General features: G+C 75.7%; 14 protein-coding genes. 8 read left to right on the forward strand and 6 right to left on the reverse strand.

Annotated features, from left to right (window positions below; all coding sequences use genetic code 11):
- Nucleotide 1 precedes the first annotated feature (1 nt).
- Nucleotides 2-2,167, forward strand: coding sequence for an NAD-dependent DNA ligase LigA (gene ligA / locus ACI79R_RS04580; protein ID WP_456572395.1), 2,166 nt, complete (start codon nucleotides 2-4; stop codon nucleotides 2,165-2,167).
- Between the two features lie 36 nt (nucleotides 2,168-2,203).
- Here ligA and ACI79R_RS04585 read toward each other — a convergent pair whose 3' ends face one another.
- The 3 genes from ACI79R_RS04585 to ACI79R_RS04595 form a co-directional block, all read right to left on the reverse strand.
- Complete coding sequence (locus ACI79R_RS04585; RefSeq protein ID WP_456572396.1) at nucleotides 2,204-2,416, reverse strand: HNH endonuclease signature motif containing protein; 213 nt, start codon at nucleotides 2,414-2,416, stop codon at nucleotides 2,204-2,206.
- 28 nt (nucleotides 2,417-2,444) lie between these two features.
- Nucleotides 2,445-4,163 (reverse strand): DUF222 domain-containing protein, encoded by a 1,719-nt coding sequence (locus ACI79R_RS04590; RefSeq protein WP_456572397.1) that lies wholly within the window; start codon nucleotides 4,161-4,163, stop codon nucleotides 2,445-2,447.
- A 76-nt stretch (nucleotides 4,164-4,239) separates the two neighbouring features.
- Nucleotides 4,240-4,911 carry an ACT domain-containing protein gene (locus tag ACI79R_RS04595; protein WP_456572398.1) on the reverse strand — a complete coding sequence of 224 codons (672 nt, stop codon included), beginning with the start codon at nucleotides 4,909-4,911 and terminating at the stop codon, nucleotides 4,240-4,242.
- Between the two features lie 216 nt (nucleotides 4,912-5,127).
- Here ACI79R_RS04595 and gatC point away from each other — a divergent pair, with 216 nt between their 5' ends.
- The 4 genes from gatC to gatB are packed head-to-tail and all read left to right on the forward strand — an operon-like array spanning nucleotide 5,128 to nucleotide 8,676.
- Nucleotides 5,128-5,451, forward strand: coding sequence for an Asp-tRNA(Asn)/Glu-tRNA(Gln) amidotransferase subunit GatC (gene gatC, locus ACI79R_RS04600; protein WP_456572399.1), 324 nt, complete (start codon nucleotides 5,128-5,130; stop codon nucleotides 5,449-5,451).
- Nucleotides 5,448-6,980, forward strand: a complete 1,533-nt coding sequence (gene gatA / locus ACI79R_RS04605) for an Asp-tRNA(Asn)/Glu-tRNA(Gln) amidotransferase subunit GatA (RefSeq protein ID WP_456572400.1) — start codon at nucleotides 5,448-5,450, stop codon at nucleotides 6,978-6,980. The genes gatC and gatA overlap by 4 nt, the downstream gene beginning before the upstream one ends.
- A complete protein-coding gene (locus ACI79R_RS04610; RefSeq protein ID WP_456572401.1) occupies nucleotides 6,977-7,177 on the forward strand; it encodes a hypothetical protein in 201 nt (66 codons plus the stop codon). The genes gatA and ACI79R_RS04610 overlap by 4 nt, the downstream gene beginning before the upstream one ends.
- The gene (gene gatB / locus ACI79R_RS04615) at nucleotides 7,174-8,676 is read left to right on the forward strand and encodes an Asp-tRNA(Asn)/Glu-tRNA(Gln) amidotransferase subunit GatB (protein ID WP_456572402.1); all 1,503 of its coding nucleotides are present in this window, start codon (nucleotides 7,174-7,176) and stop codon (nucleotides 8,674-8,676) included. Before ACI79R_RS04610 ends, gatB begins: the two co-directional genes overlap by 4 nt.
- A 135-nt stretch (nucleotides 8,677-8,811) precedes the next feature.
- Here gatB and ACI79R_RS04620 read toward each other — a convergent pair whose 3' ends face one another.
- Nucleotides 8,812-9,978: a PQQ-dependent sugar dehydrogenase gene (locus ACI79R_RS04620; protein WP_456572403.1), complete on the reverse strand. Its 1,167-nt coding sequence runs from the start codon at nucleotides 9,976-9,978 to the stop codon at nucleotides 8,812-8,814.
- A 50-nt stretch (nucleotides 9,979-10,028) separates the two neighbouring features.
- On the opposite strand from ACI79R_RS04620, the gene ACI79R_RS04625 reads away from it, so the two are divergent.
- Nucleotides 10,029-10,979: an NAD(P)-dependent oxidoreductase gene (locus ACI79R_RS04625; protein WP_456572404.1), complete on the forward strand. Its 951-nt coding sequence runs from the start codon at nucleotides 10,029-10,031 to the stop codon at nucleotides 10,977-10,979.
- Nucleotides 10,979-11,710 carry a DUF2332 family protein gene (locus tag ACI79R_RS04630; RefSeq protein ID WP_456572405.1) on the forward strand — a complete coding sequence of 244 codons (732 nt, stop codon included), beginning with the start codon at nucleotides 10,979-10,981 and terminating at the stop codon, nucleotides 11,708-11,710. The genes ACI79R_RS04625 and ACI79R_RS04630 overlap by 1 nt, the downstream gene beginning before the upstream one ends.
- A gap of 5 nt (nucleotides 11,711-11,715) precedes the next feature.
- Here ACI79R_RS04630 and ACI79R_RS04635 read toward each other — a convergent pair whose 3' ends face one another.
- Entirely contained in the window at nucleotides 11,716-12,093 is a 378-nt protein-coding gene (locus tag ACI79R_RS04635) for a PH domain-containing protein (RefSeq protein ID WP_456572406.1), read from the reverse strand.
- A 24-nt stretch (nucleotides 12,094-12,117) separates the two neighbouring features.
- Nucleotides 12,118-12,939 (reverse strand): helix-turn-helix transcriptional regulator, encoded by an 822-nt coding sequence (locus ACI79R_RS04640; protein ID WP_456572407.1) that lies wholly within the window; start codon nucleotides 12,937-12,939, stop codon nucleotides 12,118-12,120.
- 82 nt (nucleotides 12,940-13,021) lie between these two features.
- On the opposite strand from ACI79R_RS04640, the gene ilvD reads away from it, so the two are divergent.
- Nucleotides 13,022-14,728 carry a dihydroxy-acid dehydratase gene (gene ilvD, locus ACI79R_RS04645; RefSeq protein ID WP_456572408.1) on the forward strand — a complete coding sequence of 569 codons (1,707 nt, stop codon included), beginning with the start codon at nucleotides 13,022-13,024 and terminating at the stop codon, nucleotides 14,726-14,728.
- Nucleotides 14,729-14,741 lie beyond the last annotated feature (13 nt).

Below are 14,741 nucleotides of genomic sequence, written 5' to 3' on the forward strand. Positions count from 1 at the left end.
CGTGAGCACGGACGCCGAACTCGACACCCCGCAGGTCGCCGCGGCCACCGACCGGGAGGACCTCACCGAGGTGCCCGACGACGTCCGCACCCGCCACCGCGACCTCTCCGAGGAGCTCGACCGCTACGCCTTCGCGTACTACGTGCGCGACGAGCCGCTCGTCAGCGACGGGCAGTACGACGAGCTCATGGGCCAGCTCAAGGCCCTGGAGACGGCGCACCCGGCGCTGGTCACCCCCGACTCGCCGAGCCAGAAGGTCAACGGCGGCTTCACCGCCACGTTCTCGCCGGTCCAGCACCTGGAGCGGATGCAGAGCCTGGACAACGCGTTCAGCAGCGACGAGCTCTCCGCCTGGGCCGCCCGCGTCGAGCGGGAGGTCGGCAACGCGGCCAGCTACCTGTGCGAGCTGAAGGTGGACGGCGTCGCGGTCGACCTGGTCTACGAGCGCGGCCGGCTGGTGCGCGCGGCCACCCGCGGCGACGGCGTGACGGGGGAGGACGTCACGGCCAACGTCCGCACCATGCGCGACGTCCCGCAGACCCTCACCGGCGACGACGTCCCCGCGCTGCTCGAGGTGCGCGGCGAGATCTACTTCCCGGTCGCTGCTTTCGCCGACGTCAACGCCGGCATGGTCGAGCAGGGCCGGGCGCCGTTCGCCAACCCGCGCAACGCCGCCGCCGGGTCCCTCCGGCAGAAGGACGCGAAGGTCACCGCGTCCCGCCCGCTGCGCCTGGTGGTGCACGGGCTGGGCGCGCGCACCGGCTTCGAGCCCGAGCGGCAGTCGGCGGCCTACGCGCGGCTGCGCGAGCTGGGGCTGCCGGTCAGCGACCGCGTCGAGGTGGTCGACGACCTCGAGGCGGTGTGGGCCTACATCGAGCGCTACCGCGAGCAGCGGCACTCGGTCGAGCACGAGATCGACGGCGTGGTGGTGAAGGTCGACCAGGTGGCGCTGCAGCGCCGGCTGGGCTCGACCTCGCGGGCGCCGCGCTGGGCGATCGCGTTCAAGTACCCGCCGGAGGAGGCCACCACCAAGCTCCTCGACATCCGGGTCAACGTCGGCCGCACCGGCCGGGTGACCCCCTTCGCGTACATGGAGCCGGTGAAGGTGGCCGGCTCGACCGTGCAGCTGGCCACCCTGCACAACGCCAGCGAGGTGCAGCGCAAGGGCGTGCTGATCGGCGACACCGTCGTCATCCGCAAGGCCGGCGACGTCATCCCCGAGGTGCTGGGGCCGGTCGTGGCCGCGCGCACCGGCGACGAGGTGCCGTTCGTCATGCCGACGCACTGCCCGGAGTGCGGCACCGAGCTGCGGCCGGAGAAGGAGGGCGACGCCGACATCCGCTGCCCGAACGCCCGCTCGTGCCCCGCGCAGCTGCGGGAGCGGGTCTTCCACGTGGCCGGGCGCGGCGCGTTCGACATCGAGAACCTGGGCTACGAGGCGGCGATCGCGCTGCTCGAGAGCGGGCTGCTGCAGGACGAGGGCGACCTGTTCTTCCTCGACGCCGAGAAGCTGGAGCGGTCGGCGTTCTTCACCAAGAAGGACGGCACGCTCTCGGCCAACGGCCAGAAGCTGCTGGCCAACCTGCAGACCCGCAAGGACGTCGCGCTGTGGCGGGTGCTGGTCGCCCTGTCGATCCGGCACGTCGGCCCCACCGCCGCCCAGGCGCTGGCCCGTGACTTCCGCTCGATCGACCGGATCGCCGAGGCCGGCGAGGAGGAGCTCGCCGCCGCCGACGGCGTGGGCCCGACGATCGCCCGGTCGATCCGCGACTGGTTCGCCGTCGACTGGCACCGCGAGGTCGTGGAGAAGTGGCGGGCCGCCGGGGTGCGGATGGCCGACGAGGGGGAGGCCGCCGGCCCGGGTCCGCTGACCGGCGTCACCGTCGTGGTCACCGGCTCGCTGCGGGACTTCAGCCGCGACTCGGCGATCGCGGCGATCCAGGAGCGCGGCGGCAAGGTGACCGGGTCGGTGAGCAAGAAGACCGGCTTCGTGGTCGTCGGTGCCGACCCGGGGAGCAAGTACGACAAGGCCGTGCAGGTCAAGGCGCCGATCCTTTCCGACGACGGCTTCCGGGTGCTGCTCGACGAGGGGCCCGAGGCCGCCCGCGCGGTCGCGACGATCGGCGACGGCAGCGAGGCGGCGGAGACGCCGGCCGCCGAGAACTGACCCGCCCGTCGCCCGCCGCCCGCGCGGCCGCACCGGTCAGAACGGCGGCGGCTCGGTGACCGCGGCCAGGCTGCTCGGGGTGGTGACGGTGAGGGTGCCGTCAGGGGCCAGCCCGCTGGCCCAGCCGGGTGCCTGGTGCTTGCCGCGGTGGTGCGGGGTGCAGTACCCGGCCAGGTTGGCGGCCGCGGTCGGGCCGCCCTCGGCGTAGGGGTGGTCGTGGTCGAGCTCGCCGCCGGCGGCCACGGGCATCCGGCAGCCCGGGAAGCGGCAGCGCCGGTCACGGGCACGCTGGTACCCGTCGAGTGCGGTGGCGGGGCGGTAGCCGTCGGTGGGAGCCGGCGGCCCGAGGCCGGGTCGGTTGCCCAGGTCGTGGTCGCAGCGCGCCGGCCGGCGGCGGCAGGCCGGACGGCCGCAGGTGGCGGCGCGGGTCATCCCGGCCACATCGGTGAGCGCGAGCAGCGTGCCCGACAGCGCGTGCGTGAGGGCGACCCCGGGGCCGGTCGGCCAGCCCGCCGCCCCCGCTGCGGAGCAGCAGGTCGGCGAGTGCCGCCCGCTGGGTGGCCGCTGCGGCGCGTGCCGCGGCGATCGCGTCGGGAGCGGCGCTGACCTGTCCGGCGGGAGAGGCGGTGTGCACCGTCTCGTCGGCGGCGTCCGTGGCCTCGGCGGTGGTCACCAGGCGCTGGGCGTGCCCGAGGGCGCCGACCAGCTCGTGGAGAGCGGTGCCGGTGGTCTGCACCGCGCGGTCGGCCTCGGCCCACCAGCCGGTGCTGCCGCCGCTGCCCGGAGCGGATCCGGGGCCGGTGCCGGGGTCAGGGGCTCCGGCCGATCCCTCCGCGGGCAGGAGTGCGCCGACCTCCGCGCGTTCGGCGGCCGGCTCCTCGGCCCACTGCCGCAGGACGTGGTCGGGGATCGTGGATGGTGCGTCGGCGGGGTCGGGGAGGTCGGTCCCGGCAGCGAACTGCGCCTCCCAGAGCCGGATCTGCGTGTCGGCGTCGGGGACCTCGTCGGTGCCGGTGTCGGTGCCGGTGCCGGTGCCGGGCGCGGGGTCCGCGGGTGGCCGGTCGGGCTCGGGGAGCAGCCCGAGCGCGCGCAGCAGGTCGCGGACCATCTCGGCCGGCACCACGTGCCCGTCGACCTCGGCCGGGGCGTCGCCCCCGAGCAGCGTGGGCACGGAGGCGGCGACCAGCAGCTGTACCTGCACCGGGGCCATGCCGTGCTCGCCGGGACGCAGCACGAGGTCGAGCAGCGCATCGGCCATCTTCTGCCCGCGGCTGCGCGCGGGGCGGTCGGGGTCGTCGGGCAGGGCGTCGGCGTAGGCGCCGAGCACGGCCTGCACCGCGCGGGCCTCGGGAAGGGTCAGGTACGCGCTCAGCGTCGCCATCCCGGCGACGTCGGCGTCCGGTCGGAGCGAGACCCCGCGGTCGCGGAGCGCGGCCTCCAGCTTCCGGGCGGCCGCCCGGGCATCCCGAGCCAGCACCACCCGCCGGACCTTGTCGCGCAGCTGGCCCGGCGTGGTGACGCGGTGCCGGCGGCCGGCCCAGGCCAGTACCTCCTCCTCGATCCCGGCGCGCAGCGCGTCGTCGGTGACCGGCGCGACGTGGTCGAGCAGCGGGGCGAGGTGCCCGACGTGCAGGCGCCCCTCCTCCAGCGCGGTGAGGGTGGCCGGCAGGCGCTGGGCCAGCGTGAGCGAGCGGACCAGCAGGTCCTCGGCGGCCCGCGACGAGATCGACAGGGCCACCACCAGTTCCTGCGCCGCCCACTCGCTCACCTCGGTGAGCACGTCCGGCCGGGCGGCGCGACGGGATGCCGACATCGCCCCCTTCGTCCCGGCTGGGCGGTCGGCCGAGGCCGGCCGGGTGGCGGCGAACTCGACGACCGCGCGGGCCTGGACCGCGGACTGCCGGGCGATCTCCCGGGCGGCGGCCTGGACCGCGCCCAGCGGCCCGGACGCCCACCCGACCGCGGGGTCGCTCGTGGTGGGTCCGGCCGCCGTCATGCGTTCGATCATATGTTCGATTAGATGACGCTGCAAGAGGAAAAGGGCAGGTCAGGGCGGTACGAGAGGTCCGGGATCAGACCGGCGGCAGGTGCGTGACGGTCGCCGCGATCCCGGTCAGGTGCACCAGCCGCAGCAGCTCCGAACGCCGGAACGCCGGGCCACCGGAGCGGCCCAGCAGCACCGCGGTGCGCGGGTCGCCGAAGGGTGCCGCCATCATCTCGATGGCCATCTCGCGCCACCGCTCGGGCAGCCAGTCGTCCTCGCTGGGCAGCAGCCGCGGCGCCTCGAGGGGCAGCCAGGGCAGGGCCAGCCCGCCGTCCAGGGTGGGGGCGGCGTCCGAGGCGGCGAGCACCTCGACCGCGCCGCCGTCCCCGGTCTGGAGCACCGCCGCCCAGCCGCTGTGGAAGACCCGGGGCAGCTCCGCGGCCAGCAGCTTCACCGCCGTGTCCTCGCCGGCGCGGGCCAGCGCCTCGAGCAGTTCCAGCTCGCGGTGGGTGTCCAGCGGGCCGGCGAACGGGCGCAGCGACTCGACCTGCACGCCCTCGATCGCCTGCGCGGCGGTGATCAGGCTGTCGGGCAGCCGGTCGGACGGGAGGTCGACGACGATGTCGTCGACGGCCACGCCACCTCCGCGCTCCAGCACGTCGACCGAGACGATGTCGATCCCGGCGGTGCCCAGCGAGGTCGCCACCGCGCCGAGGATGCCGGGCCGGTCGGGCACGACCAGGCGCAGGAGATAGGACACGGCAGACCCTCCGGGGCGGCGTCGAGTGCGGAGTCGATCGGCGTCGATCGGAGGGGACCAGCTTCCCCCATGGGCGGGGGCGGGGTCGAGCAGCCCACGCGCGGTCCTCGTCCGGGACGGCGCGTCGGCCTGCCCACGTACAGTGACGGGGTTGCAGTCCCTGGCCGTGCGGGTCTCGTTCCGCGCGGCGCCACAGGAGTGGAGTACGGCCACAGCATGAGCACCAACAGCCCAGAGGGGACCGCCGGCCTCGGGCCGCAGGACCTCGCGCACCTGGCGCGCCTGTCCCGACTGGCCCTCACCGAGGAGGAGCTCGAGCGCTTCGCGGGCCAGCTCGGCGCGGTGCTCGACGCGGTTGCCCAGGTCGGCAAGGCCGACGTCGAGGACGTCCCGCCGACCACGCACGCGGTGCCGCTGACCAACGTGCTGCGCGCCGACGTCGCGACGCCGAGCCTGCCCCGCGACGTCGTCCTGGCCGGTGCGCCCGCCGCCGAGGACGACCGCTTCCGCGTGCCGCGCATCCTGGGGGAGGAGCAGTGAGCGAGCTGACCGAGACCGACGCCGTCGAGCTCGGCCGCCGGCTGTCCGCCGGTGAGCTCAGCTCGGTGGAGCTGACCCAGGCCTACCTGGACCGCATCGCCGCCGAGGACGGCGCGATCGGTGCCTACCTGCACGTCGACGGCGAGGCCGCGCTGCAGCGCGCCGCGGCGGTCGACGCCGCCCGCGCCGCCGGCGAGGAGCTCGGCCCGCTGGCCGGCCTGCCGGTGGCGCTCAAGGACGTCTTCGTCACCGAGGGCGTGCCCACCACCAGCGGCTCGAGGATCCTCGAGGGCTGGCGGCCGCCGTACGACGCGACCGTCGCCGGCCGGCTCAAGGACGCCGGCACGGTGCTGCTGGGCAAGACCAACATGGACGAGTTCGCGATGGGCTCGTCGACGGAGAACTCCGCCTACCGGGTCACCCGCAACCCGTGGGACCTCGCCCGCATCCCGGGCGGCTCCTCCGGTGGCTCCTCGGCCGCGGTCGCCGGCGGGCTGGCGCCCTGGGCGCTGGGCACCGACACCGGCGGCTCGATCCGCCAGCCGGCCGCCGTCACCGGCCTGGTCGGGCACAAGCCCACCTACGGCTCGGTGTCGCGCTACGGGCTGATCGCCTTCTCGTCCAGCCTCGACCAGGCCGGCCCGATGGCCCGCACGGTGCTCGACGCCGCCGTCCTGCACGAGGCGATCGGCGGGCACGACCCGCGCGACTCCACGAGCATCGACGCCCCGCTGCCGCCGCTGGCCGAGTGCGCCCGCCGCGGTGCCGGTGGTGACCTGTCCGGCGTGCGCGTCGGCGTCGTCCGCGAGCTCGGCGGGGAGGGGCACACCGACGGCTACGAGGCCGGGGTGCTCGAGCGCGTCGCCGAGGCGGTGCAGCTGCTGGAGGGCATGGGCGCGGAGGTCCGCGAGGTCTCCTGCCCCTCCTTCGACCTCGCGCTGCCGGCCTACTACCTGATCGCGCCCAGCGAGGCGTCGTCCAACCTGGCCCGGTTCGAGGGCATGCGCTTCGGCCTGCGGGTCGGGGACGACGGCGAGCACGACCTCGACGAGGTCATGGCGCTGACCCGCGAGCAGGGCTTCGGGCCGGAGGTCAAGCGCCGCATCATCCTCGGCACCTACGCCCTGTCGGCGGGCTACTACGACGCCTACTACGGGCAGGCGCAGAAGGTGCGCACGCTGATCACCCGCGACTTCACCGCCGCCTTCGCCGACGTCGACGTCCTGGTCAGCCCCACCACGCCGACGGTCGCCTTCCCGCTGGGCACCCGCGTCGACGACCCGCTGGCGATGTACGCCGCCGACCTGTGCACGCTGCCGGCGAGCCTGGCCGGGCTGCCGGCGATCTCGGTGCCGTGCGGGCTGTCCGAGGGGCTGCCGGTCGGCCTGCAGATCATGGCGCCGGCGCTGTCCGACGACCGCTGCTACAAGGTCGCCGCCGCCGTCGAGGCCGCGCTCGACTCGGCACGCGGGCACCGCCTGCTCGACGAGCTGGCCGGCCGCGCGCCGGTGGCGGGGAGCCCGGCGTGAACGGCGCGCTCAAGGCCGCCTGGGCGCTGACCGCGTTCGTCGTCGTCGCCGGCATCGTGCTGTGGCTGGTCACCGGCCGCGCCGTCTTCGCCGTCTTCATCGTCCTGGGGGTCCTCACCGGCCTCGGTGCCTGGGTCACCGGTCGCACCACGCCGGCCGGCCCGGTGCCCCCCGCCTCCGAGGAGGAGACCCCATGAGCACCGAGCGCCTGGTCGACTACGACGAGGTCCTCACCCGGTACGAGCCGGTCATCGGCCTGGAGACCCACGTCGAGCTGGGTACCGAGTCGAAGATGTTCTGCGGCTGCTCGACCACCTTCGGCGCCGAGCCCAACACCCAGACCTGCCCGGTCTGCCTGGGCCTGCCCGGGTCCCTGCCGGTGGCCAACGCCGCCGCGATCGAGGCGACCATCAGGATCGGGCTGGCGCTGGGCTGCCGGATCGCCTCCTGGAGCCGGTTCGCGCGGAAGAACTACTTCTACCCGGACATCCCCAAGGGCTTCCAGACCAGCCAGTACGACGAGCCGCTGTGCACCGCCGGGCACCTGGACGTCGAGGTGGACGGCGAGACCTACCGCGTGGAGATCGAGCGGGTGCACCTCGAGGAGGACACCGGCAAGAACCTGCACGTCGGCGGGGCCACCGGTCGCATCCACGGCGCCTCCCACTCGCTGGTCGACTTCAACCGCGCGGGCATCCCGCTGGTGGAGATCGTCACCCGGCCGATCCCGGGCGCCGGCGCCAAGGCCCCCGAGGTCGCGCGCGCGTACGTCACCGAGCTGCGCGAGATCATCCAGACGCTGGGCGCCTCCGACGTCCGCATGGAGCAGGGCAGCCTGCGCTGCGACGTGAACACCTCGCTGGCGCCGCACGGCAGCCTCGAGTGGGGCACCCGCACCGAGACCAAGAACGTCAACTCGCTGCGGTCGGTCGAGCGCGCGGTGCGCTTCGAGATGCGCCGCCAGGCCGCCGTCCTCGACGAGGGCGGGCGGGTGCTGCAGGAGACCCGGCACTTCCACGAGGACACCGGCTCCACCTCGCCCGGGCGCAGCAAGGAGGAGGCGACCGACTACCGGTACTTCCCCGAGCCCGACCTGGTGCCGCTGGCGCCGGACGCCGAGTGGGTGGAGAAGCTCGCGGCCGAGCTGCCGGAGCTCCCGGCCGCCCGCCGCGCGCGGCTGCAGGAGGAGTGGGGCATCACGCCCACCGAGATGGCGTGGCTGGTCAACGCCGGCGCCCTCGGCCTGGTCGCCGACACCGTCGCCGCCGGCGCCACCCCGGCCGACGCCCGGAAGTGGTGGCTGGGTGAGCTCGCCCGCCGCGCCAACGACGCCGGCGTCGAGCTCACCGAGCTGGCCGTCACCCCGGCGCAGGTCGCGGAGCTGACGCAGCTGGTCGCCGCCGGCACGGTCAACGACCAGCTGGCCCGGCAGGCGCTCGACGGCGTGCTCGCCGGCGAGGGCGGCCCGGCCGAGGTCGTGCAGGCCCGCGGGCTGGCGGTCATGGGGGAGTCCGACGAGCTGGTCGCCGCCGTGGAGGCCGCGATCGCCGGGGCGCCCGACGTCGTGGAGAAGGTCCGCGGCGGCAAGGTGCAGGCCCTCGGCGCGCTGGTCGGCCAGGTCATGAAGGCCACCCGCGGCAAGGCCGACGCCCCCACGGTGAAGCGGATGCTGGAAGAAAGGGTCCTGGCGGAGTGACGCCGCGGCCCGGTCGGGATCCTCTACGGATCGCGATCGGGCCGCTCCGGCCGACGTGCCCACGGCGCGCCGGAGGGGCTCAGCGCGACAGGGGTACGGCACCGGGCCGCGGTGCGGCCCGGTAGGGCCGCAGTGTCACAGCGGCGAGTCGCCCGACGCCCCCGGCGGCAGGATGCGCAGCACCTTGTCGTCGTCCTCGGCCGGGGTGCCGATGCCGTCCCGGTTGGACGTGGTGATCCACAGAGCGCCGGTCTGCTGCTCGACGACGACGGTGCGCAGCCGGCCGTACTCGCCGGACAGCAGCTCCTCGGGGACGTCGACCGGGGCGCCGCTGCCGTCGAGGGTGACCACGTACACCCGCTGGCCGTCCAGGGCGCCGAGGTAGACCGTCGGCCCGGCGACCCCGCAGCCGCCGAGCCCGCCGGCCGCGCCGTCGATGGCGATGACCGGCTCGGACGCCGAGGCGCCGGCCTCGGGCCAGCCGGAGTCGCCGCCCTGCTCGACGACGTCGAGCTCGTCGTCCTCGGTGGCGAACTCGTCGGTGGCGTAGAGGGTGTCGTCACCGGCCAGGCACAGCGCCGGGACGTCGCTGTGCCCGCGGCTGTAGATCAACCCGCCGTCCACCGGCTGCCCGAAGACGTCGATGTGCAGCACCTTGCCCGCCAGCGAGACCGGGTCCTGGGCGAGCGCCGGGTTGCCGGTGTCGCCGGTGCCCACGAACAGCGTGCCGTCGGCGGCGAACAGCAGCCCCCCGCCGTTGTGGATCTCGCCGCGCGGGATGCCGGTCAGCACCGGGTTGGGGGTGCCGCCCATCGGGAAGCGCACCACCCGGTTGTCGGTCGCGGTGGACACGTAGGCGTAGAGCAGCCCGTCCTCGTCATAGGTCGGGGAGAGCGCCAGGCCGAGCAGGCCGCCGTCGCCCGCGGTGTCGATGCCGGGCACCGTCATGAGCTCGCGGGCGGGGGAGCGGTCGGGGAAGACCTGCAGCAGCCGCCCGGTCTCGCGCTCCCCGACGATGGCGGTGCCGTCGGGCAGCAGCACCAGGCCGGTGGGCACGGTGAGCCCGGTGGCCACGACGTTGGGGTCGATCGGGTCGCCGCCCTCGGACTGCTCGGGCGGCGTGCCCGGCGGCGGGGTCTCCGCCTGGTTCGACGGCGGGGAGACCTGCGGGGGCGGGCCCTCCGGCAGCGGGCGGAAGTCGCCGGCCGGCTCGTAGCCGTCGCTGCCGCAGGCGGTGAGCACGGTGGCCGTCAGGAGCGCGGCCGCCAGCCGAGCCGTCCGTCGTCCCCGCGCGCGCCCCACCCGAGCAACAGTACGTGCGCGGGCCGGGAAGAGGCCTAGGGTCGGTCCCCGTGCCGCCCTCCGGTCCGGTCCTCTCCGTCGAGGGGACGCTGCACGTCCTGGTCCCGTCCACCTCGCTCGTGCGGGCGGTGGAGGCGGTGGATCCGCGGGTCCGCGGCCACCGCATGCTGCCGGGCGATCCGCCGCCGAGCGGCGACGCCGCCCTCGCCCAGGTCTGGGTGCCCCGCGGCGGCGCGCCCGTGCCCGATCCGGCGTTCCTCGCGGCGCTGCCGCACCTGCGGCTGGTGCAGCTGCTCAGCGCCGGCGCCGAGCGGTTCACCGGCCGGCTGCCGGACGGCGTGGTGCTGTGCAACGCCCGCGGCGCGCACACCGCGGCGACCGCCGAGTGGGTGGTCGCCGCCGTGCTCGCCGCGCAGCGCGGCCTGCCCGCGTACACCCGCACCCAGGACGTCGGCCGCTGGGAGGTGACGGTCGAGCGCACCCTGGTCGGGGCGCGGGTCGTCGTCGTGGGCGCCGGGGACATCGGCCGGCGGATCGCCCGGATGATGGCCGGCTTCGACGTCGACCTCACCCTCGTCGCCCGGACGGCGCGGGACGGCGTGCGGCCGGTGACCGACCTGCCCGCCCTGCTCCCGGAGGCCGACGTCGTCGTCCTCGCCCTCCCGCTCACCCCGGAGTCGGCCGGCCTGGCCGACGCGGCCTTCCTCGCCCGGATGCGCGACGGGGCGCTGCTGGTCAACGTCGCCCGCGGGGAGCTGGTCGACACCGACGCGCTGCTGGCCGAGCTGACCGGCGGCCGGCTGCGCGCGGCGCTCGACGTCACCGATCCCGAGCCGCTGCCCGCCGGTCACCCGCTCTGGCGGGCCCCGGGCCTGCTGCTCACCCCGCACGTGGCCGGCGTCGTGCCGGACACCGACGAGCGCGCGGCGGCCGCGGTCACCGCCCAGCTCGCCCGGCTGCTCGAGGGCCGGCCGCTGGAGAACGTGGTGGGCGACTACTAGTGCACGACCAGCGCGGACGCTGCGCCGTCCTGTACCCGGCGGTCGCCGAGGCGGCGCGCGTCGCCGGCGCTGCCGCCGTCGGCCTGGTCGACGTCGGCCGCCCGGCCGGGCTGAACCTCACGCTGGACCGCGTCGGCATCACCTACGGCGACCGGCTGGTGCTGGGCGACCCGGCATCCCCGGTGCAGCACGCGGCCGCGCTCGTGGGGCGGCGGCCGGTGCCGGCGCGGGCGGTGCCGGAGGTCGTCGCCCGGGTCGTCGTCGACCGGGCGCCGCTCGACCCGACCGATGCCGACGACGTCCGCCGGCTGCGGGCCGCCCACGAGCCGGACCGGCTCGCCGGGCTCGACGCGGAGGTGGCGCTGCTGGCGGCGGATCCGCCCGCGCCGGTGCGCGGCGACCCGGTCGAGGTGCTGCCCGAGGCCCTCGCCCGGGTGCCCGCGCACGCCCTGCCCGTCGTCACCACCACGTGGGCGCTGTCGCGCCTGTCCCCGCAGCGCCGGCCGCGCTTCCTCGCCCGCCTCGGGGAGGCGGCGGCCGGCCGGCCGGTCGCGTGGGTGTCGGCGGAGGGCGTCGGGGTCGCCCCCGGCGTGCCGACGCTGGGCGACCGGCCCGCCTCCGGCCACAGCCTGGTCGGCGTGACGCTGCTCGACGGGGCCGCGCGGCACGTCGAGACCGTCGCGCGCTGCTGGTCGCGGGGCCGGCTGCTGGCGTGGCTGGCCGGCCCCTAGCGCGGTCAGGCCGCGGTCGAGGGCAGCGGGATGCGCCCGCCGGACGCGGCGGCCAGCCGGGGCAGGTCGCGCGCCCGGAGGACCGGCAGCCGCACCTCGGTGCCGCCGGTGGTCACCACCCACAGGTCGCCGCGCTCGCCCACCCGGATCCCGGCCACCTGCGACCACGGCACCCGGCGCGCGGACAGCAGCGAGCGCACCGTGACCCCGTCGTCGCCGAGGTCGACGCCGACCCGCAGCACCCACGCGGCGACCGCGATCGGCACCACGAACAGCAGCAGCGCCCAGGGCGTGGCGGTGGCGGCGGGGACGACGCAGATGAGGAGCAGGACGACGGGCAGGAGCGCGGAACGGCTCATCCGCAGGCGCGCAGGGGCTGACACGCCTCCCGATGCTCCCAGACCGGCTCAGCCGACCAGCCGGAGGAGCCGCTCGGCGGTCTCGCTGCCGGGCGCGGCGGTGTAGACGACCACCTGCACCCCGGGGGCGTCGGCGGGGGTCAGCTGGTGGTGCTCGAGCAGCAGCGGGCCGACCACCGGGTGGTGGAAGCGGCGCTCGCCGGAGCTGAACCGGTCGACGTCGTGGCTGGCCCAGCCGGAGCGGAAGTGCTCGCTGGCCGCCTCCAGGCGGGCCAGCAGGGCCACCACCTCGGGGTCCTGCAGGCGCGCGCCGACCTCGGCGCGGAACTGGGTGAGGAAGCGGCGGCTGTCGGCCGCCCAGTCGTCGAGCAGCGCCCGGACGGCGGGATCGGTGAACACCAGCCAGAGCAGGTTGCGGTCGCCCGGCGCCGCGGCGGCGACACCGGGGTAGAAGCGCTCGTAGGCGGCGTTCCACCCGACGATCGCCCAGCTGGCGGTGATGGCGTAGGCGGGGGAGGGGTCCAGCGCGTCGAGCAGCCGCTGCACGTGCGCCGGCATGCCCGCCTCGCCGCCGGCCGGCGCGGGCGAGCCGTGACCGGTCAGCCGCAGCACGTACTCGTGCTCGGCGGCCGACATCCGCAGCGTCCGCGCCAGCGCGTCCACCACCTGGCGGGACGGGTGGATGTCGCGGCCCTGCTCCAGCCACGTGTACCAGGTGTGGCTGACCCCCGACAGCAGGGCGACCTCTTCCCGGCGGAGGCCCGGCACCCGGCGCGCGCCGACCGCCGGGAGGCCGGCCGTCGCCGGGTCGACCTGGCGTCGTCGCGAGCGCAGGAACTCGCCGAGCTCGCGGCGCAGCGGGGTGGGCACGGAGGGCTCCTCGGTGGTGGTGTCACCACCAGTATCAGCGCTGTCTCCCCGCGGGCTGCGCGCGCGCCTAACATCGCCGGACGTGACGACCGTCGAGGACCCCTCCACCACCACCGCCGACGTCAAGCCCCGCAGCCGCGAGGTGACCGACGGCATCACCAAGGCCCCGGCCCGCGCGATGCTGCGCGCGGTGGGCATGGGGGACGACGACTGGGAGAAGCCGCAGATCGGCGTCGCCTCGTCGTGGAACGAGATCACCCCCTGCAACCTCTCCCTGGACCGGCTGGCCAAGCGGGCCAAGGAGGGCGTGCACGCCGCCGGCGGGTTCCCGCTGGAGTTCGGCACGATCTCGGTCTCCGACGGCATCTCCATGGGGCACGAGGGCATGCGCGCCTCGCTGGTCTCCCGCGAGGTCATCGCCGACTCGGTCGAGACCGTCATGTTCGCCGAGCGCCTCGACGGCTCGGTGCTGCTGGCCGGCTGCGACAAGTCGCTGCCCGGCATGCTCATGGCCGCCGCCCGCCTCGACCTCGCCAGCGTCTTCCTCTACTCCGGGTCCACGCTGCCCGGGAAGCTCGGCGACCGCGACGACCTCACGATCATCGACGTCTTCGAGGCCGTCGGCGCCTGCGCCCGCGGGCTGATCAGCCAGGACGAGCTGGCCGCCGTCGAGCGCGCCGCCTGCCCGGGCATGGGCTCCTGCGGCGGCATGTACACCGCCAACACCATGGCCAGCGTCGCCGAGGCGCTCGGCATGAGCCTGCCCGGCAGCGCCGCCCCGCCGGCGCCCGACAGCCGCCGCGACGCCTTCGCCGTCGCCTCCGGCGAGGCCGTCGTGAACCTGCTGCGCAAGGGCATCACCGCGCGCCAGATCATGACCAAGGAGGCGTTCGAGAACGCCATCACCGTCGTCATGGCGCTCGGCGGCTCGACCAACGCCGTCCTCCACCTGCTGGCGATCGCGCACGAGGCGCAGGTCGAGCTGACCCTCGACGACTTCAACCGGATCGGCGACCGCACGCCGCACCTGGCCGACGTCAAGCCCTTCGGCCGGTTCGTCATGACCGACATCGACCGCGTGGGCGGCGTCCCGGTCGTGCTGCGCGCGCTGCTGGACGCCGGCCTGCTGCACGGCGACACCCTCACCGTCACCGGCAGGACGATGGCCGAGAACCTCGCCGAGATCGCCCCGCCGGACCTCGACGGCACGATCGTGCACGCGATGAACAACCCGATCCACACGACCGGCGGCCTCACGATCCTCCGTGGCTCGCTGTCCCCGGAGGGCGCGGTCGTGAAGTCCGCGGGCTTCGACGCCGACGTCTTCGAGGGCACCGCCCGCGTCTTCGACGGCGAGCAGGGCGCGATGGACGCCGTCACCGAGGGCACGCTGAAGGCCGGCGACGTCGTGGTCATCCGCTACGAGGGCCCCCGCGGCGGCCCGGGCATGCGCGAGATGCTCGCCGTCACCGGCGCCATCAAGGGCGCCGGGCTGGGCAGGGACGTCCTGCTGCTCACCGACGGGCGTTTCTCCGGCGGCACGACCGGCCTGTGCGTCGGCCACGTCGCCCCCGAGGCCACCGACGGCGGGCCGATCGCGCTGGTGCAGGACGGCGACCGGATCCGGCTGGACCTCGCCGCCCGGACCCTCGACCTGCTGGTCGACGAGGACGAGCTGGCCCGGCGCCGCCAGGGCTGGGCGCCGCTGCCCCCGCGCTACACGACCGGGGTGCTCGGCAAGTACGCCAAGCTCGTCGGCTCCGCGGCGAACGGCGCCATCTGCGGGTAAAGGGCCCCCTCGC

This window comes from Blastococcus sp. SYSU D00820 (assembly GCF_054050695.1).